A 22,890-nucleotide genomic window follows, 5' to 3' on the forward strand; every position below is an offset into this window, starting at 1 on the left:
TCCCGTCAGCATATTGCTGCCTGAAAACAGTCAATCAGGCTTGGAGGATCGTATGTTAGCTTTTCTCTCATTTATTGGTTTTACCCTATTAGTGGCTGGCTTCGCTTATTACAAAACCCATAATGCTCGTTTGACAGAATCTACTGAAGGCTATTTTCTTGGTGGACGATCTCTCACAGGTGTTTATATTGGTAGCTCTATGTTATTAATGAACCTGTCCACAGAACATTTAATCGGTTTGAATGGATTAGCATTCCGAACCGGATTTATCGTTATGGCTTGGGAAGTGATAGCCGCTGTGACAATCGTTCTATTTGCTATTTATTTCCTACCTAAATATCTGAAACTCGGTATTTCAACCATCCCGGAATACCTTGAACGCCGATTTGATAAAAATACGCTGCTTATTACCTCCATTCTTTTCCTGGCTATGTATATCATTTCACTACTCCCCATTGTGCTGTATACCGGTGCAATTGCATTAGAAAGTCTATTCCAGGTTTCCAATGTATTCAGTATTGATAAGACTACGGCATTATGGATTATGGTTTGGAGCGTTGGTGGATTAGGTGCGGTTTATGCCATCTTTGGTGGTATTAAAGCCATTGCCGCCGCAGATACTATTAACGGAATTGGCTTAATCGTTGGCGGGTTAATGGTAACCATTTTTGCCCTACTCTATGTCGGCAATGGCAATGCCTGGCAAGGATTAATTGAAGTTTATCAATCTAATCCTGATAAATTTAACTCCATCGGCAGTGAAGATTCTCTAGTTCCTTTCTCCACGTTATTTACCGGCCTAATTGTTTCCAATATGTTTTTCTGGTGTACCAATCAATCCATTGTTCAGAAAGCCCTTGGGGCAAAAAATCTAGCGGAAGGACAAAAAGGCGTGATGTTGTGTGCTTTATTTAAACTCATCATGCCGTCTATTATTATTCTACCAGGCATTATTGCTTTCCATATTTTCAAAGGACAAATAGATAATCCAGATAACGCCTATCCAGAATTAGTCCATCTAATTCTGCCAGAAGTATTGGTTGGTTTCTTTGCCGCTGTAGTTGTTGGTGCGGTATTTTCCACATTCAGCGGAGGACTTAATTCATCTGTGACACTGTTTATCGTCAATATTTATAAACAGCGAATCAACCAAAATGCCACCGAAACTCAAACAGTCGCTATGAGTAAATATCTGGGGATCGGGTTAGCGTTAATCACCATGATCGTCGCACCATTAGTCGCTAATGCACCTGATGGCCTGTTCTATCTCATTCAACAATTACAGGGGATTTTTAACGCGCCAATTCTCAGCGTGGTATTAGTCGGTTTGATGACTAAACGAGTACCGCCTATTGCCGCTAAACTTGGCCTATTATTCGGTATGTCAGCCTATATTATCTGTAATTTCATTTTGAAAATTAACCTGCATTTTTTTCATCTGGTTGGCATTTTATTTGTTCTTAATGTTATTTTCATGTTGGCTATTGGCTACTTTTTCCCAGCTAAACCATTTGAAGATATTTATACCGAACAGGTGAATATCACACCGTGGTCTATGGTGAAACCGGTTGCATGGTTAATTACACTCTGTTCAATATCTATATACGTATTTCTCGCACATAATGTTCCCAAGGCAATCATGGTTATTTATTATTTGTTCGCTGCATTAATACTATCTTATGCGCTATACCAGATAGGCAAAACACTATTCAGGAAACTTGTGATAAATAATACGCCCCAAAAACCGAATAAAGATAATTAGCTAACTTTATGACTCTAACATTATTATCAAAATAACTCATTACCAGGATTTCCCTTTACCCCATATTCGCAAGAGGAAATCCTGGGGGTATAGTGATTCTTTTTGCTAACTAACTCCATATATGCCAAACCATAAATGGAACAAAAATTCTAATATTCTATTTTTTCAGCTCTTACCTCTGAATGATCCCTAACTCATTAGAAAATTAACCCTATATAACGCGACGTTAGCTAAAAAATCCTTATCAGATCACAACTTGAAATTAATATTTTCATTTTTGTTGAAAATGAAATAAATGTTTCCTATAACAGATGTATGACAACAACCAAGGCTAACTGGCAAACACTAGAAAAATTGACTGCAACAACAAACGACCTATCCGCTTCCTTCTATTCGGAGAAACAGCTATATGGAAGAGATTCGTATCGGCTTAATCGGTACTGGTTACATTGGACGCACGCATGCCATTGCTTACGCACAAGCGCCCACTGTTTTCCCTCTGGCAGGCAAACTAGTTTGTGAAATGGTAGCGGAAACTTCTGCTGAACTCGCCGCAAAACGGTCTGAACAATTAGGTTTCCGGCGCTTTACTGATAATTGGCGCAAATTAGTATCAGATCCCGATATTCATGTTGTTGATATCTGCTCACCAAATTTCCTTCATAAAGAGATGGCTCTCGAAGCTATCAAACATGGCAAACATGTTTATTGTGAAAAACCACTGGCACTAAACTCAACCGATGCAAAATTAATGGCCGAAGCCGCCAAAAAAGCCGGAGTGAAAACATTAGTCGGTTTTAACTACATGAAAAATCCCACCGCACAACTGGCTAAAGAGATCATTTCAAATGGGGAAATTGGCGAGGTCATTCACTTCTACGGCACTCACAACGAAGATTACATGGCTGATCCATTCACCCCTATTCACTGGCACTGTCTTAAAGATAAAGCTGGATTAGGTGCATTAGGGGATCTTGCTGCTCATATCATCAATATGGCGCAATACCTGATTGGTGATATCGAAACTGTTTGCGCAGACATGACCACTGTCATCAAACAACGCCCGGAAAAAACCGGCTCTAGCATTATGGTTGCGGTAGAAAACGAAGATCAAGCACATGCTATGGTACGTTTCAACAGTGGGGCAATGGGTATTATTGAAACCTCCCGTATTGCCTGCGGCCGCAAAATGGGTTTGAGCTACACCGTTACAGGAACAAAAGGTGCTTTGAGCTTCACACAAGAAAGAATGGCCGAACTAAAACTTTACCGTCACGATGAACCGGCAAACCGCCAAGGCTTTAAAACTATTCTTATTGGACCGGAACATCCTGACTATGCGCCATTCTGTCACGGTGCTGGTCACGGCATCGGCTTCAATGATCAAAAAACAGTGGAAATCAGAGATTTAATCAATGGCATCGCCAGCAATAAAGAGATATGGCCAGATTTCACCGAAGGCTGGAAAGTCTCACGTATTCTGGATGCCATTGCTCGTTCTTATCAACAGCAACGTTGGGTGAATGTCACTGAAATTAATTATTTTTATCAATTATCCACTATCGGAGCTCACCATAGCAACACTTGATGTTGTACTTAATAAGGAATGGTTCAATGGAGCAGCAAAGAAAATTTGATGTTATCTGCATGGGACGAATCGCCGTTGACCTTTACGGCCAACAAATCGGAGCTCGTCTGGAAGACATGGGAAGTTTTGCAAAATACCTTGGCGGTTCTTCCGGTAATGTCGCCTATGGCGCCGCTCGCCAGGGGCTTAAATCCTCCATGCTAGCCAGAGTCGGTGATGAGCATATGGGACGCTTCCTTAGGGAAGAGCTGCAAAGTGTTGGCTGTGATACCAGCCATCTAACTATCGATAAAGAACGCCTTACGGCACTGGTGCTGCTAGGAATCAAAGATAAAACCACCTTTCCCTTGATCTTCTATCGTGATAACTGCGCTGATATGGCAATTACCCGTGATGATTTCAGTGAAGAATACATTGCATCAGCCCGTTGTCTGGCAATCACCGGAACACACCTTTCTCATCCTAACACTCGAGACGCGGTACTGACGGCCCTTAACTACGCCCGCCGTAATCGCGTGAAAACCGTCATGGATATTGATTATCGCCCGGTACTTTGGGGATTGACCTCTCTGGGAGATGGTGAAGCACGTTATATCGCATCGGAACAGGTAACAGCTCAGTTACAGGAAGTATTACCGCTATTTGATCTCATTGTTGGCACAGAAGAAGAATTCCATATTGCCGGTGGTTCCACAGAGACTATCGAAGCACTACGCAACATTCGTAAACTCACGTCTGCCGCATTGGTTTGTAAACGGGGACCACTGGGATGCTCTGTTTTTACCGCTGAAATCCCTAATGATTTGAATGATGGCATTACCATACAAGGCGTTCGTGTCGATGTGCTTAATGTAGTCGGTGCAGGGGATGCTTTTATGTCCGGCTTATTACGCGGCTATCTTAATAACGAAGGTTGGGAAAAAGCTTGTACCTACGCTAATGCTTGTGGCGCATTAGTCGTTTCTCGTCATGGGTGCGCACCGGCAATGCCGGATAAAACAGAGCTTGATAACTATCTATCGCGCGCCAATCAAATACTACGCCCCGATTTGGATGAAACACTTAACCACCTCCACCGAATCAGCGCCCGTAAAAAACAATGGGACGAACTGTGCGTAATGGCATTTGATCATCGTATTCAATTTATTGAATTAGCCCGTCAAGCAAATACCAGTATCAAGCGTATTTCATCATTAAAACAACTTCTATTGCGCGCCAGCCGGGAAGTCGCCACTGAAGCAGGGTTACAAGGAAAAATAGGCCTGTTATGTGACAGCACTTTCGGTCAGGATGTTTTAAACGAAATTACCGGTCAAGGTTGGTGGATAGGCCGCCCGATTGAGCTACCCGGCTCTCGCCCGCTTTGTCTGGAACATGGCAACATCGGTTCCCAACTGATTGACTGGCCGCTGGAACACATCGTCAAATGTCTGGTGTTTTTCCATCCAGAAGATGCTCACCCACTCCGCCTGGAACAAGAGAAAAAAGTTCGGGAAATTTATGCCGCATGTTGTAAATCTGGTCACGAACTTTTACTGGAAGTGATTCTACCTGCGGAAATGAAACATTCAGATGAGTTCTATATTCGCGCTCTTAGACGCTTTTATAACCTTGGCGTCAAACCGGATTGGTGGAAACTCCCGCCTCTCAGTTCCGAAAGTTGGGACAACATTAACTATCTCATCCAGCAACGAGACCCCTATTGCCGTGGCGTCGTTATTCTTGGTCTTGACGCTTCACAAGAAGAGCTGGAAATAGGCTTTAATGCCGCAGCCGGCAAATCTATCGTCAAAGGTTTTACTGTCGGAAGGACTTTGTTTGGTCAACCATCCCTAAAATGGCTAAAAAATGAGATTGATGATAACCGTTTGATCCAGAAAATAAAAACCAACTATCACAACCTGATTAGCCTATGGCGTCAGCGCGGATAGCAACATAATAAAATTATTTTATTCAACTAGGAGCACCATCATGGCTGTTCAACTTGGTATCAACCCTCTGACCTGGACTAATGATGACTTACCCACTCTCGGCGCAGACACACCACTAGAAACCTGCTTAACAGAAGGCCGACAGGCAGGTTTTACCGGTTTTGAATTGGGCAATAAATTCCCTCGTCAGGCCAACGTATTGGGTCCCATTCTTGCCGCCCACGATCTCATGCTGGTATCTGGCTGGTACTCTGGCGAATTACTCACCCGTTCAGTAGCGGAAGAGATTAAGGCGGTACAATCTCACCTGACTCTGCTACGTGAATTGGGGGCTAATGTCATGGTATTTGCGGAAGTGACAAACTGCATTCATGGCGATCAAAACAAGCCAGTCCATCTTCGCCCTCAATTTCCAACTAACCGCTGGCAAGAATATGGTGAAAAATTGACTGAATTTGCCCGTTACACCCAAAAACAAGGTGTTCAGATTGCTTATCACCACCATATGGGAACTGTCATCGAAACTGAGAAAGATGTTGATCATCTAATGGAAAATACCGGAGATGAAGTTGGATTGTTGCTGGATACCGGTCATTTAACCTTTGCTGGCGCTGATCCACTAGCTATCGCAGAACGCTGGGCAAAACGCATTAATCATGTTCACTGTAAAGACATCCGCCCTGATGTACTTAACGATGTGAAAAACCGTAAAACCAGCTTCCTTGATGCGGTGCTGAGCGGTGTATTCACAGTACCGGGAGATGGTTGCGTTGATTATCCGGCAATTTTCCAAGTGTTGAAAAAACAGAATTATCAAGGCTGGCTGGTGGTTGAAGCAGAACAAGATCCCGCTATTGCTCACCCATTCACCTACGCAACGATGGGTTATAACAATTTACGCAAATTTGCCAGAGATGCCGGATTGTTTTAATTAATCACAACCTGATTCATGCAAAAATAGTACTGAGGGTAGATAATATGTCAAAATTATTATCAAAATATCATGCACCGGATCAAAACAAACGAACTCAACATATCACGCCGGAATCAGCAAACTGGAAGTATGTCCACTTCGATGTTTATGAGTTGGCTTCGGGTGAAAAAATCACCTTACCCGCATCAGAAAATGAAACCTGTCTAGTTTTAGTGGCTGGCAAAGCCACAGTGACTACGCCACATCAACGGTTTGAGCATATTGGCGATCGCATGCAGCCATTTGAACGCAAAAAACCTTATGCCGTTTACATCACTGCGGGGGAATCTGTTGAAATTATTGCCGATACCGCTCTTGAACTCGCGGTATGCCAAGCACCGGGTAAAGGAAGCTCCCCAACTCGACTGATTACGCCACAGGATATTGATGCAGAACAACGTGGCAATGGTTACAACCGACGCTATGTTCACAACATCCTACCGGATAACAAACCTGCTGATAGCTTATTGGTGGTTGAAGTCTTTACCGACGAAGGTTGTACCAGTTCCTACCCTAGCCATAAACACGATACTGACAATGCGCCACAGGAAACCTATTTGGAAGAAACCTATTACCATCGCCTGAACCCATCTCAAGGATTCTGCATGCAACGCGTCTATACCGATGACCGTGAACTAAATGAATCAATGGCTGTTTACAACAAAGATGTGGTCATGGTGCCCAAAGGCTACCACCCAGTGGCAACCATTGCCGGTTACGACAACTATTATCTCAACGTAATGGCCGGACCAACCCGTAAGTGGTTATTTACCTGGGAAAAAGACCATCAATGGGTTAATAGTGAAGAATATGCACAAAAGCACAACAATTGATGCATATCGAGAAGAAAAAAGATTGCTTTTTTAGCGCACTCAATCGAGTGCGCTGCTGCCTGTACGGCAGTGAACTTTCCATAGCAATAGACAATAGAGTTTCATCTTTTCTAAGCTGCCTGTGCGGCAGTGAACGGCAATGGAGCTGGCTTACCTCTGCTGTGCCATTTCTAAGCTGCCTGTGCGGCAGTGAACTACAAAATGTAATATTATGATTGTTCACAAAATTTCTAAGCTGCCTGTGCGGCAGTGAACTGTTAGATACTAACTTTAATTTACTGATTATTAAAGAACATAATGATAAAAAGCAGAAAAACCCTTTTTATTAGCAGCGGCTAATCCCTTAAATAAATCAATAAGTTATAATTAGCCGCTAAAAAAGGGTCAAAACCAAGGGATGGTAGCTGATGAACTTAATCCATACGAGCTAAAAACTCCTGACGTCGGTTTATTTTGTATTGTCCCTTGTTCGACAAATAACGGAAAACTTTGTCCTGATGACAAGCTCTTAAGGTACAGAAACGGTAAATGAGTACGTTGTTCTTTGCTGATAGAAATGCGTTGTAAGGCTTGTTCCTCCGTTAACCATCCTTTTTTAATCGAACGACGGCGAATCCTATCAACATTGCTTTTTACCTGCACTCGGCTGACACAACGGTATTTAGTTTCTTGAGGGATTGGCTGGATATCAATCACCTCAGTATAATCCCTGAGTCCTTTTAACCAAGATAAAGACTGCAAGTCATTCAATGCTTCGCTTGAACCATGAATTCTCAGCGTATCCCCCAGTGTTTTTCTCGCACACGGAAAACTGACCCCAATACGTCCGTTACCTACTTGCCCCAAAGCCCGATGCAGTTTAGCAAATAACGCTTCCAACAGTCTTTGCTGGCTAAATTCAGGATCGGGAAGAACACGGATTTCAAAGTAATAATCCATCTGATCCCCTTATTCACCTTTTTCACCAAAAACACCGCCACGAATTAGCGTCGCCATAACATAGTGTTGTTGCTCTACTTCTGGCGTTTTTCCTTTAACAACCCAGTTATCTAACAAAGTATAAAAATCCATTTTTACTTTAGGTTGACGATAAGCCTTACCACGACTGGTGACAGAACCATAGGGTTCAACGGCTATTGGGCCAAGACCTAATTCCGTAGCGTCTGGGTACCACGTGTCAATAGTGCGGAGCGCATTACCCACTTTCTGAGAATGTAATGCAGCAATTTCATTTACCTGATACAACACTTTGCTTTTTTTACTGTTGCTATCGAGAACCAATTCTTGAGAAGGGAAAATTTCCTGCCCATGACCTAAACGAACAAATGCCTCAACATTGAAGAATGTTGATCTATCGCCTGCCAATCCTTCTTCAATTTCGACAGCAAGTTCAGCTAAATCACCTTCTACCTTACCAAATTCACGTAGGCTGAAATTTTCGCAATCAAACTCCCACCATTTTTCACTCCTACCGCTTACGCGAACCTTAATTTCTTCTGCTCCAACTCGGTTACGCCACAAAAACCGTCCATTAGCCAAGTTCTCTGCATAACGCGCTGCAAGCGTTTTGAAACCATGTTCAGCGATATAGCCGTTAATCACGTTTGCCAGTTCAGCTTGATAATCCTGATCATTACATACTGATGGTGTTGAAAGATTGCCTAACACCCGTAATGTAAAGCTCACTTTCAGAGTATCAGAATCAAAAGGCAATGCGGCAACATCGACACGTTGCAGGTTTGCTTTTTGAATCTCGGCATCCAACTTAGCAGGATCACTAGTTAATGCGTTTTTCAAGCGGTTAGAAATCGTCCCTCTGACAGCTTTTTCCTGAATAGCAATAGGTTTCCATTCACCGTCGATTTGTTTCCAGTTTCCAGCAAACATTAAAGCATCTGAGTTAGAAAGTTTACGTTCAAACGCCAGTACAGAAGCCGTTTTAATAGTTGATTTAGACATTGTAGATATCCTTCTTTAAATTAATCAGTCGATTATTCTTACTTTCTTATTAGGTTTGGATTGACGGGCAACAGTCTGTTGATTACAACACCTGTAGACACCTTCTCCCTCTTGATAGTCATAACACCAGAGTAACTGGCGAATATCATCAATACGGTGCGGACTTTTCCATTCACCTACTCCGTAAATTGCTTCAACAAAACAAAATGGAGTATTAGGATCACGGGTTTTATCTACTTTCCCGGCGGGATATAGTGGTGATATCGCTTGATAACCCGTCATCAAGGGGACTAAATATCCCGAAGCAGGTTTGGGGATATATTCCCAATATGCAGGATCACCAATTTCAGGTTGCTTATCATCCTGAGTAGGAATTGCCCGCATTTTAATAGTAGAAAAATCAAGCCAGGCGTCAATCATCTCTGCTTGAGGATTATCCTGTTTTAATTCTTCGTAGTGTTTAGCTAACAATTCAGAGCGATCTAGCAAGGCAAAACCCGGTAATAAACGCCGCATTAACTTACGGGTTGCCAGTTTTTCCTGAGGAAAAGCAATAACATTGACTTTAGTAATTTCAGTGATTGTACCACCCGCTAGTCTTTGAGTTGGACATATTTCTAGTAAATATTGTTCCAATTCGTCAGCCCCTGCATCGCCAGCAATTTCACCAGAACATTCTATTAATAAAGAAACTGTCATATGCATACGACCTTCTTCATTAATCGTCTCCGTTTTTGCTTCTTTGGTTAGAGGATTGCGAGTTAATGCAAAAACTTTATCTTTAATTGGATCGGACTGATATGCATGAAGTTGGTGGTTATGACAAATTACACCACAATTTTCTAGTCTTAGATTATAGCTTTCTTGTAGCTTACGTGAGATAGCATGAGTAAACCCAAGAAAGTGAGTGATTGCCGGAAAACCATAGGTTAAACCAGTAATAGCATTAGCATTCTCTACTCGAATATGATGTAAAATAATTAAATGGCTCATAACGGTACCTCTGGCAATTCATCCTCAAATTCACGTAGCCGCTCTTTAAACACAGAAGCCCACTCACGACGTTCAGATAATCCCATTTCTAACCGCTCATGCCTTAAACTCTGATTCAGCCAGTAACTAAAATCTACGGCTATCTCTTTTTTCCAGTCACCACCTTCGCGTTCAAATTTAAACGTTTCATCTTGCTGACAACGATAAGGATCAAGCCAAAGTTGTTGAGCTCGTTTTAACTCACAACTTTCATTAGCACTCCAACCTTTCATCTCAATCAAATTTTGTATGACAACGACATAGTTAAATAAAATATCAATAATTTCATCAACATATTCCTGACGACATTGTTGGATCTCTAATGTGTTTTCATATTTTTGTACACTTAACAAATACCGTTGCATCTGCCAAATAGTGCTACGGACTAATGATACAAACTCACAACCCAGATCAAAAATAGACCTATGTTTCATAGGTGGTTTAGTCATATTTTTCCATTCAGGAGCTGAACATGGTAAAAGATAGACTCGTCCACCCCGCATATTGTTAAGATAAGAGGTAATTTGTGGCTTAGTGCTACCAAAATACTGCACAGCTGTATTAGGATAAATCGCGATAATTTCAGGACGCCAAGATTCTTCTTTTTTCGCTTTGCTAATTTCTTTAGATAATTCACCAAAGCGTGCTCCAGTAATACGCTGGTGCATGGTATGTGCCAGAGATGAAGAAAATAGTGGGCCTAATAAGTGATATTTATTATAGCCAACAGGAAAATAAAGCTGTTTCGCTAGTCTATGTGAAGAAAGTCGTTTATCTGATAAAATTTGACTAAACCCATTGATCCATAATTCAAGCTGCTGCTGATTTTTCGCCAGTGCAGCTAGTGCTGAATAGTCTGCCCGATTTATATTTGCCAGCAATGAATCACCTTCCCGATATTCCGTTAATAATAATTTCGCAATATCAAGAGCAGCCGCATTTCCTGCCGCATCTATGGCAGGTTTATCTAAAGCTGCCGTGGAAAGATATTTAATATCTTTTTTTACATTTGCTTTTGATTGTACCGCAAAAATACTGCTACCTCTTGCATCAGTATGAGTAAATTTCAGCACATGTGTCACTAAGCGGATTTGATCCACTCGATTAACCGCATCATCCAACCAATTTCTAACTTCATAGTGCTCTTCCCATTCCTTGCGTTTTTCAGCTAATTCTTGTTTAGCTAGCGTAATATCCTCCATAGAGGTTAGTTTTGCCAATTTTTTTTCAGCCTCTTTATCAAAAGCCTCCAGCTTTGATTGTTTACGGCTTTCAATATAATCGACAATAAATCGACTCAATCCATTTTCATTCATAGGCTCTTACCTACCTTATCAAAATGATTATCTGGTTGTCTGCTAAATTTAGCGCGAAAACATGATTTTGTACATCATCAACGAATAAATACTTCAGCTTTGAGCTCATCACCTTAACCAAGGTATTTTAATTTATTCTGCTCATTCCCTTTACCAAGATTTTCCCTCTATATATTTCACAACAAAATACCTAAAAATCACCATATTCTCACCTAAAATTATCGCTGTGGTAATGAGAAATAGGATATAAATCAAGTCATGGTGTTGGTTAGCAATAAAAATTATTTCTTCTCCAATTCAAGATGAATCAATATGCTCATAACATCTCATCATCAATGACATATTCATTGGATAGTTTATCTCTTTAAACGTTCAATTTATTTTAAAAAAGTCTCCCTCTTTTAAGTACTTTTGAGGGGTAACTCGCAATTTTATATAGAATTTTCATAGTACTGCTCGTTATAAATAGGCTTAATACAAAACACTGGGCGTTATCCATAGGCATTAAGCTCAAACGAGCATAAAATTCTTCGACTACCATACGTGATAACAGCCAAATACATTTAATGTTTTCCATCTCTAGCCTCAATTCAAAACAATCAGCCACATTAAATCACTTCTCTCTCGAATCGACGGATTTCGGACAGATCTCTTTGGGCATACGGTGTTAAACAATAGAAGAGCAACATTAGTCGTACTTGCCTGTCTCTAGTTCATCAAAAAACGATTCACCATCAACTAGGTTGCCTGCTTCAATATCAGCTTCGGCTTGAATTGCTCTGGATTTCAAAAACTGAATCTTAAGCGCTTCAATGTTTTCATGTTCATCTATTGATAGAACAACAGCCACTGGCTTGCCGTTCTTATTAATCTGGATTAAAGCACGCTGCGCTCTTAACAACACATCACCAAAGTGAGTTTTAGCTTCATTGGCAAAAAGTGCATACATATTTGTAGTCTCGCAAATATCGTTCGATTCGCTTAGTTTGGTCGAATCGAACGACAATCACCACGATCATTACCTAAAAACACCGCATATTATTCAACTAACTTCTCTAAACACCCCTAAAAATGGGTGGTAGCACCATTCTTCTCCACCATCTTTTTCCCTGAGGCAAATCTCACCAAAACGCTGGCTGATATCTTTTAGTTCCATCTCATGGATACCAGCCAGATTCTGGTAAATTGTCTCAGTATCAAGTTCAATCCAAATATTTACACCCGACGCAAACAATAGCTCCTGTACATCCTTAAACTTACCATCGTCTTTTATCCCAGCAGGACCACTGTCTGGAGCCATAAATTTCGCCTTTTCACCCTCTTCTTCAAGCCACAGATAATACAATCGATCGGATTTATAACCAATTTCAGGCTTACGAAATGGCTTATAGAGTTGAAGTTCCGAACACCATGAAGCTTGTTTACGCCACCAAAGTGCTGAGCAATAACCATGTTCATTATCAGAATCACCTTGAAGTTCATCCCACAAACGTTGATGTTCAAGATCAACTAAGTTCTGAAAAGGTGAACGTTCCCCTGCGTCATCTCGTTCCCTAATCCTAGGTAATGCACTAATTAGTTCATATTGATCAGGCTCCAGCAATTCATGTAAATCATGACTGGCAAGGAGGTAATCTTTCGACTCAAATCCTGGCCGACAATAAACTGGATGTTCTAAATCAGTCGCTTTAAGTGCTTTATAGTTTTTCATCAGAATATGCAGATTAGGTATCTTTGGCTCTTTTTGCCGATGGCGTTGAATACGTCCGGCAAGTTGTATCAGCGAGCGCATTGAACTCGGTTCAGCAATGCTCCAATCATAATCGTGATCCCTACCAACCTCTGCAACAGACGTTGCCACCACTACGAAAATATGATGCTTTTCCGGCATCTCCTCTAACGCCTTACGGATTTCCGCCACCTGCCACAACGATTCTTCATCGTATCGTGTTAATGTGGAATCCAGCCGATGTTCAATATGAGAACGTATCGCCAAAGGATGCTGGCTGTGATAGACACAATAATGGATACGTACATTTTTAGGGGATGGTATCTGTAATAACCGCTGTGCAACAGCAACCAGTGGATCAATATTTGCCATACGGATTAAACCAATAGAGACGGTTTTACCCGACGAATGAGTTTGATGATGCTCCTCACGCAATTTCAATATAGAGTGATGCATCACTTCGGCGATAATATTAATAATACCATTAACTTCACGAGTTTCAGAAATAATCGGTACAAGTTCAGCTTTACGCAATGGCACCGTTTCTTTAAGCCTGCCAATACGCTTATTAACGAAAATATTATGCTGTTCCTGAAACTGATATGCATCGACCACATCCTGTTGAGTTGTTTCATATTCATCAAACCAAGCACAACAGATATTCACCGGAGCACCTGGTTGACCACATGCTAATTGATAATCTTGGCGTCCAGCCCGATAAGCATTGAACAATGTCTGAATCAACGCAGGAGGTAATGTGGCCGATGAAAACAATACCCGCGAACCTAATAACCCTGCCCAGTTCACTAACCTACATAAAGCAGGCAAGTCGTTAATATCAAAATCATCCGGCTCATCTAACACCAAATCAGAAGTAAATAACCTCAGCATGGGTGCAATTTGCTTTCCACCACGAATACCCTCAGTGGCTGGAATTAAATGGTCGATGGTTGTCACCAGCACAGGTGCGCTAAGTAGTTCGTTAAGTTTATCATTTTTTTCGTTCAACTTATCTTTGCATAACCATTTCCCCAAGTAACCACCATCTAAGCTACCGTCATAACTGACATACTGGTGTTCAGAAAATAACTCCTCCGCGGATATACTACCCACATCAGGTTCAAGCTCCTTTTGACGAAGTTGAAGTTGATGCAACTCTTTCACTGCCTGCGAGCCAATCAGTACCGCTAAATCATCTTCCTCCAGATGTAATCTTTTACGTAATGCATCACCGGTTTGTAACGTTAACGTTCTTAACCCCAAAGCGATAGAAAAACGGCATCCTTGTTTTTCATCAGCTAATCCATACATGATGCGTGCATTAGCAAAAGTTTTACCACAACCAGTAGAAGCCATATTAATGCCAAAAAAACCCTGTTCTACTGAACGTTCACGTAAAGCACATGCAACATCGAACGCCTGATCCTGCCAACGGTATTTTTCATCTTTGCTGCGTTGTTTAAATCCTTTATGCCGAGTAATCGCAGGCAGCGTTTTACGAATATGCGGCAAGCTTCTTCCTAGTAATAAAGCATTCTGCCCAACACCAATATTGTGTTCATCTAATCGCTGTTTGCACTTACCGGTAGTTCTATCGGTATTGGCAAACACACCATAATTAACATCCTGCCAACCCAAAGTTGCAGGCAGCGATGAATAATGATGATCGGCCAGCATTAAAACCAGTCGAGACATATGACTGGTGAAACGCTGGTTCAAATCGCCATACTGCAATAATGACGTTGATTGCAGCGCTCTTCGCGCAAATTTTTGGGCTTTCTGACGCCAAGTTTGACTGCGGATAGGTGTACCATTTGGGAATGTCCAGACATCACGCTTATCCTGATTACTCCACTCCTTCTTATCCATGTTGACGGAGTTCCATGATGGTTCTAACTGCTTAGTCAACCAATTTTCAATGTATTCCAGTTGCGGTTCGTTTGAATAATTACTGTGATAAGAAGGATAAACAGGCAGGCGATGATGAGAGAGGATTAGCCAAGCTACCGTGGTTGCCAATGGCGGTAAGTTAACAAAAGGGTTAGCATATTTTTCGTCGATACCATCCTTAATCAAGCGGGAAAGAATCTTATCTTCATCACCAAGTTCAATCTGACTCAGCGAAGTCAGCCACTCCTTATCATTTTGCTTATCAACAAATGCCCGAAATAACCGCAGAGATACCCATTCATGTCGATACGGTTGGAACCGCCCATCTCCTTGTAAGCCTTGCTGGAACAACACATTAGCTTTACCAAAATCATGAAATAACCCGGCAATCGCTGCCAATAAGCTGATAGCTTCTACACTATACCAATGATTTTCATCCTGACTTTTCAGCACATCACGTTGCGTTGTATTTGTAGGTACAACTCCTTGTGAGTTAAAGCGTCGCAAATTCCCAACTATCCATAACAGCTCAGTTTGGCCGCCACTTTTTATCCAATGGCAAGCAACCGCCGTATTACGACGTGCCGTTTTACGCAATAGCTTACGCAAAGTATTTAAACCTTCCTGTGTGATAGCCGTTTGCCAAGTTCTATCACCTTTACGTTCAGCAAATTGATCCAAAATTCGGCGGGTTTCTGTTAGCGCGCGTTTATTACATTGAGAGACTAAAAGAATATTCATCGTGCCGCCTGACTCAGTTGCTGAGCAATTGTTTGCATGCAGGGCATCAATCATAGTGTCCAATGCCTCAGCTTTTTGAAATCCACTAATACAGCGTTGGCGAAATTCCTGTTCATCTTCTCCAGCCATTGCCGCTTCTAAGCTGCCTGTACGGCAGTGCACATTACCTGCAATATTGTCGAGTATTAGTGAATTTTCTAAGCTGCCTGTACGGCAGTGCATTTGTTACATATTAACTTTAACATGCTGATTTTTAAAGAGCATAACCATTAAAAAGTGAAAAACCCTTTTTATAGGGGATAATTAATTTATCTATAAAATCAATCGATTACAACTCCCTTCAAGAAAGGGTAAAAATAAGGTAGCAGCAAAAGTACCATCACATACTTTAGTCGTCTGTCCTAAGATCTGTGCAGTAAGTGAGAATTGTTGTCTGTAAAATGTTCAAAGATGATGGAGTCATGCACTGAAACTCGGTCATCAACAAAAATCAGCACCTCTAAATCTCGTAGCCTTTTTCAATAGTGACATCATCCAATACTTCGACAGTTGCATTAATTTCACCATGCGCTTAGATATTGAAAAGTTCAGTGTTATCCAATTTATCAAGTCTCCAATTCATATTTTCAGCAACATAATTAGCTTGATTAAAGATATAATCTATATCACTCTAATTATGAGATTAAATATAAATATTACAGGTAAAAAGTAATTATTTATCACCATAATTTCAGTCATCCCCCTCTACTCATGAGTTATTTTATTTTCACTCATCTATCTTATTAGCCAATAACCCTATAATGACTCACCTACAGAATATACCACCATTATATCAATAATTAAGAAAATGCCCTGAAAATATCAGAGCATTTTTTAAGTTAAACACATTGTTTACTATTAGCGCCGTAGTATGGTGTAAGAAAATATCATGTTACGAAGATAATCGTTGTCAACTTTATTATCAATGATTTCACCGGTCTCAAGAATCAATCGATGAGTTGGTTCTTTTGAGCAAAGAATCATAAGCCGCATTTTATCTTTTATAAGCCAGCTATCGTTGCTCGCAGGACTAAGCCAGTGAGATTTGAGCAAAATATTACCCTGAATATCACAAGGCATTTCATTAAACTTTACCGTCCAGTTAGCATCAACTTCCGTTTCTTTATTAATAGGCCCATTCTCACCTTTAATATCAATAGAACCATAAAATAGGAAATCACCATCAACAAGGTGAACTTTACCGTCACTCCACCTTGAATATCCTAATCCAATATTTTTAGGAATATTTACCAACGTTTGATATTGAACACCTTTAACTGAATACATCATATTTCAATCCCCTTCGGTATAGTTACTGTATGAAAATAGAATTCAATTACTCCTGATTTAACTAACAAATGCAATATTATTACTCTATGAATAAATAATTTCATATTCCTTTAAATAATTCATTAAGTGTTTTTCCATTCCATGTTCTTTACAGTCAATTATTCAATTCACTTATAACTAAATTTATCCATCAGCCAAAAACTTTATTAAATCATAATATTTTAAAAATATAATTTTAAATTAACCATATTATTTCAAATAAAAACCATTTAAATAAATTAATTTTTCATGTAAAAATCAAATTAATCCTTTTTCATTAAAAATGAAAACTTATAAAACCCTATTTTCTAAATTCTAAAAAACAACATGCATTCCAATTAAAAATTAATTATAAAAAGATTATTTTATATTTATCGCACATAATTATTAATAAAACAAACAGTTATCAATCACTAATTATTCATTATTAAGCAACTCAGAAATAACCACTTTTGTATACAATTCACACATCACAATATTAAATATATCAATTAAGAGTCAATTAATTAAGCCGCCAAATATTATATTAGGTGGTTCATGAATATATTCCACACCCAATTATATTCAACAAACTCCTTTCACATCACTAATAAGCTTAAACATTTAACCATTCAGAACACATATTAAATTAAATTTTACAGGTGAAATTGTTCGTAATATACATTACCAAATAACTGCAACGATAAGTGAAAATAGAAAAAAGATTATATAACCTCCATCCAAGAATTTGAAATTTAAAATAATAGTGAATTTCACACCCATACCTTGCCATTTCACTCCAATATAATCATAAAAATAAAACCATACATATCTACACACATAAAAAAATATCATCATGAAATTACGACTATCTGAAAGAAAAAAGAGAAATTATTGAACAATGGGAAAATAAGCTGCTATCGCTGTAAGTAATAAGGGCCAAATGGCCCTATTATTATGCTGCCTTTACAATGTAGTTAAATGCGATATTACGAGGGCGATTCTCTGAGGCTACAGGAACAACCCTTGACGCCAGGAATCCAAAGCCATATGGAGTATCCGTATCAGAAACATTTACTGATTTGAAACTGCCATCTGTGGCTATTCCAAGAACTTGGCTAGCATAAATAGCCCCTCTCGTTGCCAAATGATAGTTTGGCGCTATCATGCCAGCGAATGAACCCTCAATATTTCTGATGGCATCCCCCTGAGAAGTTAAAATTCTACGGCCACTATCAACACCTCGTTTATCATCCCAACCTCGAATAAACTCACCTCTTAAATCAGGCAATTTACCGTCAGGATAAGCTTCTGCTAACTTTGGGTACTGCAATTTATCGAAGGCTGAACCGTTACAAGTGAAATAACCAACAGGTGGATTCGGCAATGGCCAGGGAATAGGAGAACCAACAGGAACTTCATTGGCTGTTTTAATCCGATTATCTGTATATTCACGTAATGAATTTACTATCTCCTGAGCAAGCTTTTGCGTAACTACCAATGTGTCACTATCGCCAATCACATTTGTAAGCTGAACAGCACCTTTTTGTGTTAATGAAGCATTGGGGATGTCTGCTGCAATTTTTTGTTCTAATGCTTGATTTAATTGTGCAGTAAGTTTGGCTATGTCCCCATTATCCAAAACCTCAGCGCCAGATTGTTCCGAAATAAAATTAGCCACAACAGATGATATTATTGAGGATTGGCGTAATACCTTATTTAACACATGAGTAGAAACAGTCTCTGTTGGAAACCCCGTCTGTAAACTCTGACTTTCTTCATATTGTTCTTGATTCACTACATTAGCATCATCACTAATAGAAAAGGCTTTAAAATCATTTCTTTGGTTCATATACCTTCCTTAAATTAAACAATATTATTTCATAATCAATATATTTAAATCATTGTAAAAACAATCCCCTTGCAACTCATGCCAATTAAAGTCTAGTTTAGAAAAATAATAATGTATTGTTCTTATTCATTATAAGATTAATTAACTTTATGACAGTACCAGCCAACGTTTAAATACTCAGGCGCGTTCGTTTTCACCTTCTAGCAAGGCGAGTTGCCGTTCGCTACGCACGATACTCCCTACCAGCACCAGTGCACAAACGCTGCTGATTGTCAGTACCACACCAAGACGTTGCACCAACCCTGCCAGAGCCAAGCCGCCCCCTAGCATCAGGTAATACATAAAACCGAGGATCGCCCCCGCCGTGCCCATGCAATCTTTATAGTGCCGCAGAGCACGCGCCAGAATATTGGGAATGGCAATACCATACGCCATCACAACCAGCATCATTGGCAAGACAAACCATGCCGTTTCTTCCAGCAAGAACACCAAGATACCGCCAGAAAGCAGCAAAACACATGCCAGCGTCAGCAACGCAATAAATAACCAGTGCTTGGCGATCAAAAACTTGTTAATGGCTGCTCCAAGTCCCACACCTGCCGCCAAAACCAGCCCGGTATAGCCAAACCATTGCGCAGGAAGACCCAGTATTTCAAAACGGAACGGCGCTAATTGGTAATAACTGAACATACAGATATTGAATAGAGCGACCAACAGCGTACTGTGCCAGATGTCACCATCTTTAGTCATACGCCCCAGAGTGCCAAAAAAAGAGCTTTTCACAACCTCTTGCGGGCGCGTTTCTGGTAGTTGCCATGCAGCGTAAGCCAACAACACCGCCGCCAATAAAGCCAACCCGGAGAATACCCCCTGATAACCCCAGTAATAAGTCAGCAACGCGCCCGTCAACACACCTATCGCTGGGCTAACCGCCATTGCGATCCCCATCACCGAGAACACTCGAGCCAGTTCGTAACCATCAAACCGATCTCGGATCGCCGTCTGTGTCCCAACCGAACCTACCGCAGCCCCAAAGGCAGCCAACACGCGAGCCGCTAATAGTACGGTAAAGCTGCCGCAAAAAACAGCGACGATAGAGGCCACCATATACAACACTAGTCCGGACAGGATCGTCGGGCGGCGGCCAATCACATCACACAAACGCCCCCACACCACCACGCCGAGCGCAAAAGCAAAAAAGTAACAAGATAAAGTTTGCGCTGCCATTTCAGCACTGACGCGAAACCCCTCAGCAATATGTGTTAGCACCGGACTGTATATCGTTTCCACCACCTGAGGAAACATCATCATCGTTGTTGCCAACGTGAGGGTGAGTTTGCGTTGCATAGCCAATCCTTATCACCAGAACTTATATAAAGAGGCACCCAAGGTATCACATGCACGCCGTAGTCTTTTACAATATAAAAGACAAAAAATTTACAAAATAGGACAGATTATGACGTGGCTTAACGCACAGGATGTTTTTGATCCCGACGCTCTCGGGAATTATGTTTTGGGTATCGCGGCCGAATTGGCACAGCACGATTCAGGCTCACATTGGCATGATATGGGGCAACTGCTGTTTTGCCAGCAAGGTAGCATGCGCATTACGTTCAATGAGAGCATCTGCATACTGCCTCCAGCGCGCATTGCTTGGATCCCCCCAAGAGTAATACATCGGTTGCAAGTCAGCGGCGTGGTGGGTTACCGCTCGGTGTATCTCGACTGCTCCCATTATCCAAACCTGCCCGAGCAGCTTACCGTGATAACGGCGTCTCCTTTGCTGCGAGAAGTGCTTGAGCGCATTGCCATCGCTGAGTTCGACACAGACTGGCAACACGGCGCCGCCGCCAATATTCTGGCTGTTTGCTTGGACGAGATACAACTGGCACCGCGTGAATTAACCCTGCTTCCCCTGCCCAGCGATCGCCGTCTGCGCCATTTGGCCGATATGATTACAGTGCCACCTTTGCACGAGCTAGCGCGTTATATCGGCGCCTCGGAAAAAACCATCAGCCGTATCTTCCGACGGGAAACCGGGTTGAGTTATCAACAATGGCGACAACAATGGCGGCTTATTAAAGCCATTGAGCTACTGGCCAAAGGGTACAGCCAGTCTGACGTAGCCAGCCAGTTGGCCTTTTCCAGCGACAGCGCCTTCGCGACTTTTTTCAAAAATACTGCTGGCAGTCCGCCACGAACCTATATGGCAACGCGTAGTAAAGATTAACGCTCTGGGTTGGGCGGGTTTGATATCACTTGGCATGAAAGTTAACCTTGATCTATACGTTCTCAGTGACTGATTAAGGAAACCTATGATGTTTAGCCCACTCACCTTGTATTGCGCAATAGATTGTTTCTTATCTTTATAAGAAAGGTTTTCACGCAGTGAAAAACAGCCAGTATTGATAAACGCCCTCGGAAAACTCATGGTTATAAAACACCGAATGAGTTATTTAAAGGAACACAAACTTGTTTACTTCGTTCATAACAGTGTTGCATTTATTATGTGAATCTAGGGTGGTTAGCTTATTATGTGAATCCAAGTTAGTCATAAACAACTAAAGCTTTAATAGTACTTGTGAATTGATATTTTTATAATCTTTGAAGGAGTAATTAAGACTATCTATCGCATCTACTAGTGGCAATAATGGGTATTTTGGAGAGAGAATTTCAGCATTTGAGATTTCAACCGGAACAGAAATACCATTGCTTAACCCAAGTCGTGTTTCTGCAAACTTTAGATCTAAATTCACATCAAGTTGGCGAAGACGTATCAGCGCTTCCGCCCTGCTGGTTGTTTTAAGAGATTGAACTACTTCAGATTTGCTACAAATCTTGTACTAAATCAGCAGGTATTCTCCGGCGGAAATAATACATTAGCCCACGACGATAAAGATGAGTACACATATGAATGAATTCTCCAGCACCGTTGGAACGATGTGGTACACCCATGTGTAACAGTGAGGTGTGAATCTTAAGAAAACTATTTGGAAACATAAGGTTAGAAAGAAGTGGCGGAGGAGGAGAGATTCGAACTCTCGGATGGTTTCCCATCGGCGGTTTTCAAGACCGCTGCCTTAAGCCGCTCGGCCACCCCTCCGCAATGGCGTGCACTATAAACAGCACCAAGAAAGATGTAAAGCCTCCTTCTGTTCGATTGCCGTAAATTTACTCTTTTTCATGGTCGTTGGCTTATTTTATCCGCATATGTGCATCCCATCCTTGGGTACGGAAGTGATTTTTGCTAAATTACCTCTACTTTTCTTTGATGGTTATTAATGATTATGTTGGTATTCGAAGGTCAAGAAATCGAAACCGATGCGCAAGGTTATCTGAAAAATAGTAGTGACTGGCAGGAAGGAATAGCTTTACTCCTCGCCGAACAAGAAGAAATCACTTTGACTGAACAGCATTGGGAAGTCATTCGTTTTATCCGGGAGTTTTATAAGGAGTTTAATACGTCCCCGGCTATCCGTATGTTAGTAAAAGCAATCGCACAAAAGTATGGCGAAGAAAAAGGCAACAGCCGCTATCTTTACCGTCTGTTTCCCAAAGGGCCGGCAAAGCAAGCAACTAAAATTGCCGGGCTGCCGAAACCGGTAAAATGTATCTAATCAATAATCCAGCTCAGTGGCGGACAATAAAATCTGCAACATCCTCCACTGCGCAGGTGTGAAAGGAAAGGTTATCTATTCGCGCTCCCGGTGGACCACCCTGCTCCAGCCAATGGGTTAATTTATTTAGTTGTTCACTGTCACCATAAGCTACGATTTTGACACTACCATCATGCAAATTACAGACATAACCTGTCAGCTTATTAAATTTCGCCCAACGAAAAGTTTGATAGCGAAACCCAACTCCCTGAACCCGGCCATAAACATAAATTGTTATTCCAGATTTAATCATAATTACCCCCTATCAACCTAATCACCTT

The 22,890-nt window shown here is 41.1% G+C and carries 18 protein-coding genes and 1 tRNA gene; 7 read left to right on the forward strand and 12 right to left on the reverse strand.

What is annotated here, in order from left to right; genetic code table 11:
- Positions 1–52: 52 nt before the first annotated feature.
- From Phpb_RS12955 to iolB, 5 genes are all read left to right on the forward strand, one after another.
- A complete protein-coding gene (locus Phpb_RS12955; protein WP_065390680.1) occupies positions 53–1,762 on the forward strand; it encodes a solute:sodium symporter family transporter in 1,710 nt (569 codons plus the stop codon).
- A gap of 409 nt (positions 1,763–2,171) precedes the next feature.
- Positions 2,172–3,350, forward strand: a complete 1,179-nt coding sequence (locus tag Phpb_RS12960; protein ID WP_065390681.1) for a Gfo/Idh/MocA family protein — start codon at positions 2,172–2,174, stop codon at positions 3,348–3,350.
- A gap of 26 nt (positions 3,351–3,376) precedes the next feature.
- Complete coding sequence (locus Phpb_RS12965) at positions 3,377–5,281, forward strand: bifunctional 5-dehydro-2-deoxygluconokinase/5-dehydro-2-deoxyphosphogluconate aldolase (protein ID WP_065390682.1); 1,905 nt, start codon at positions 3,377–3,379, stop codon at positions 5,279–5,281.
- Between the two features lie 40 nt (positions 5,282–5,321).
- A complete protein-coding gene (gene iolE, locus Phpb_RS12970; protein WP_065390683.1) occupies positions 5,322–6,212 on the forward strand; it encodes a myo-inosose-2 dehydratase in 891 nt (296 codons plus the stop codon).
- Positions 6,213–6,259: 47 nt separating this feature from the next.
- Entirely contained in the window at positions 6,260–7,087 is an 828-nt protein-coding gene (gene iolB / locus Phpb_RS12975) for a 5-deoxy-glucuronate isomerase (RefSeq protein WP_065390684.1), read from the forward strand.
- 384 nt (positions 7,088–7,471) lie between these two features.
- Here iolB and cas6f read toward each other — a convergent pair whose 3' ends face one another.
- The 8 genes from cas6f to Phpb_RS13015 all read right to left on the reverse strand — a co-directional run bounded on the left by cas6f (position 7,472) and on the right by Phpb_RS13015 (position 20,300).
- Complete coding sequence (gene cas6f / locus Phpb_RS12980) at positions 7,472–8,026, reverse strand: type I-F CRISPR-associated endoribonuclease Cas6/Csy4 (RefSeq protein ID WP_065390685.1); 555 nt, start codon at positions 8,024–8,026, stop codon at positions 7,472–7,474.
- A gap of 9 nt (positions 8,027–8,035) precedes the next feature.
- Positions 8,036–9,046 (reverse strand): type I-F CRISPR-associated protein Csy3, encoded by a 1,011-nt coding sequence (csy3, locus tag Phpb_RS12985; RefSeq protein WP_065390686.1) that lies wholly within the window; start codon positions 9,044–9,046, stop codon positions 8,036–8,038.
- Positions 9,047–9,070: 24 nt separating this feature from the next.
- Entirely contained in the window at positions 9,071–10,039 is a 969-nt protein-coding gene (gene csy2 / locus Phpb_RS12990; RefSeq protein WP_065390687.1) for a type I-F CRISPR-associated protein Csy2, read from the reverse strand.
- Positions 10,036–11,394, reverse strand: a complete 1,359-nt coding sequence (gene csy1, locus Phpb_RS12995) for a type I-F CRISPR-associated protein Csy1 (protein WP_065390688.1) — start codon at positions 11,392–11,394, stop codon at positions 10,036–10,038. The genes csy2 and csy1 overlap by 4 nt, the downstream gene beginning before the upstream one ends.
- A 688-nt stretch (positions 11,395–12,082) precedes the next feature.
- On the reverse strand, positions 12,083–12,343 hold the full coding sequence (locus Phpb_RS13000) for a type II toxin-antitoxin system prevent-host-death family antitoxin (protein WP_065390689.1): 261 nt from the start codon (positions 12,341–12,343) through the stop codon (positions 12,083–12,085).
- A 4,308-nt stretch (positions 12,344–16,651) separates the two neighbouring features.
- Positions 16,652–17,083, reverse strand: coding sequence for a hypothetical protein (locus Phpb_RS13005; RefSeq protein ID WP_065390690.1), 432 nt, complete (start codon positions 17,081–17,083; stop codon positions 16,652–16,654).
- 973 nt (positions 17,084–18,056) lie between these two features.
- A complete protein-coding gene (locus Phpb_RS13010) occupies positions 18,057–18,953 on the reverse strand; it encodes a phage tail protein (RefSeq protein WP_065390691.1) in 897 nt (298 codons plus the stop codon).
- 177 nt (positions 18,954–19,130) lie between these two features.
- Positions 19,131–20,300 (reverse strand): MFS transporter, encoded by a 1,170-nt coding sequence (locus Phpb_RS13015; protein WP_065390692.1) that lies wholly within the window; start codon positions 20,298–20,300, stop codon positions 19,131–19,133.
- Positions 20,301–20,409: 109 nt separating this feature from the next.
- Here Phpb_RS13015 and Phpb_RS13020 point away from each other — a divergent pair, with 109 nt between their 5' ends.
- A complete protein-coding gene (locus tag Phpb_RS13020; RefSeq protein WP_065390693.1) occupies positions 20,410–21,183 on the forward strand; it encodes an AraC family transcriptional regulator in 774 nt (257 codons plus the stop codon).
- Between the two features lie 331 nt (positions 21,184–21,514).
- Here the strand turns inward: Phpb_RS13020 and Phpb_RS27550 are convergent, their stop codons facing one another.
- The 3 genes from Phpb_RS27550 to Phpb_RS13025 form a co-directional block, all read right to left on the reverse strand.
- Positions 21,515–21,790 (reverse strand): DUF6538 domain-containing protein, encoded by a 276-nt coding sequence (locus Phpb_RS27550; RefSeq protein ID WP_420848356.1) that lies wholly within the window; start codon positions 21,788–21,790, stop codon positions 21,515–21,517.
- A complete protein-coding gene (locus Phpb_RS27555) occupies positions 21,783–22,010 on the reverse strand; it encodes a DUF6538 domain-containing protein (protein WP_420848350.1) in 228 nt (75 codons plus the stop codon). Before Phpb_RS27555 ends, Phpb_RS27550 begins: the two co-directional genes overlap by 8 nt.
- Positions 21,969–22,056: transfer RNA gene (locus tag Phpb_RS13025), tRNA-Ser, on the reverse strand. Before Phpb_RS13025 ends, Phpb_RS27555 begins: the two co-directional genes overlap by 42 nt.
- Positions 22,057–22,240: 184 nt before the next feature.
- On the opposite strand from Phpb_RS13025, the gene tusE reads away from it, so the two are divergent.
- Complete coding sequence (gene tusE, locus Phpb_RS13030; protein WP_065390918.1) at positions 22,241–22,570, forward strand: sulfurtransferase TusE; 330 nt, start codon at positions 22,241–22,243, stop codon at positions 22,568–22,570.
- Positions 22,571–22,583: 13 nt separating this feature from the next.
- Here tusE and yccX read toward each other — a convergent pair whose 3' ends face one another.
- Positions 22,584–22,862 carry an acylphosphatase gene (gene yccX / locus Phpb_RS13035; protein ID WP_065390694.1) on the reverse strand — a complete coding sequence of 93 codons (279 nt, stop codon included), beginning with the start codon at positions 22,860–22,862 and terminating at the stop codon, positions 22,584–22,586.
- Between the last annotated feature and the right edge of the window lie 28 nt (positions 22,863–22,890).

This window comes from Photorhabdus namnaonensis (assembly GCF_001684335.1).
In the GTDB taxonomy this organism is placed as follows: domain Bacteria; phylum Pseudomonadota; class Gammaproteobacteria; order Enterobacterales; family Enterobacteriaceae; genus Photorhabdus; species Photorhabdus namnaonensis.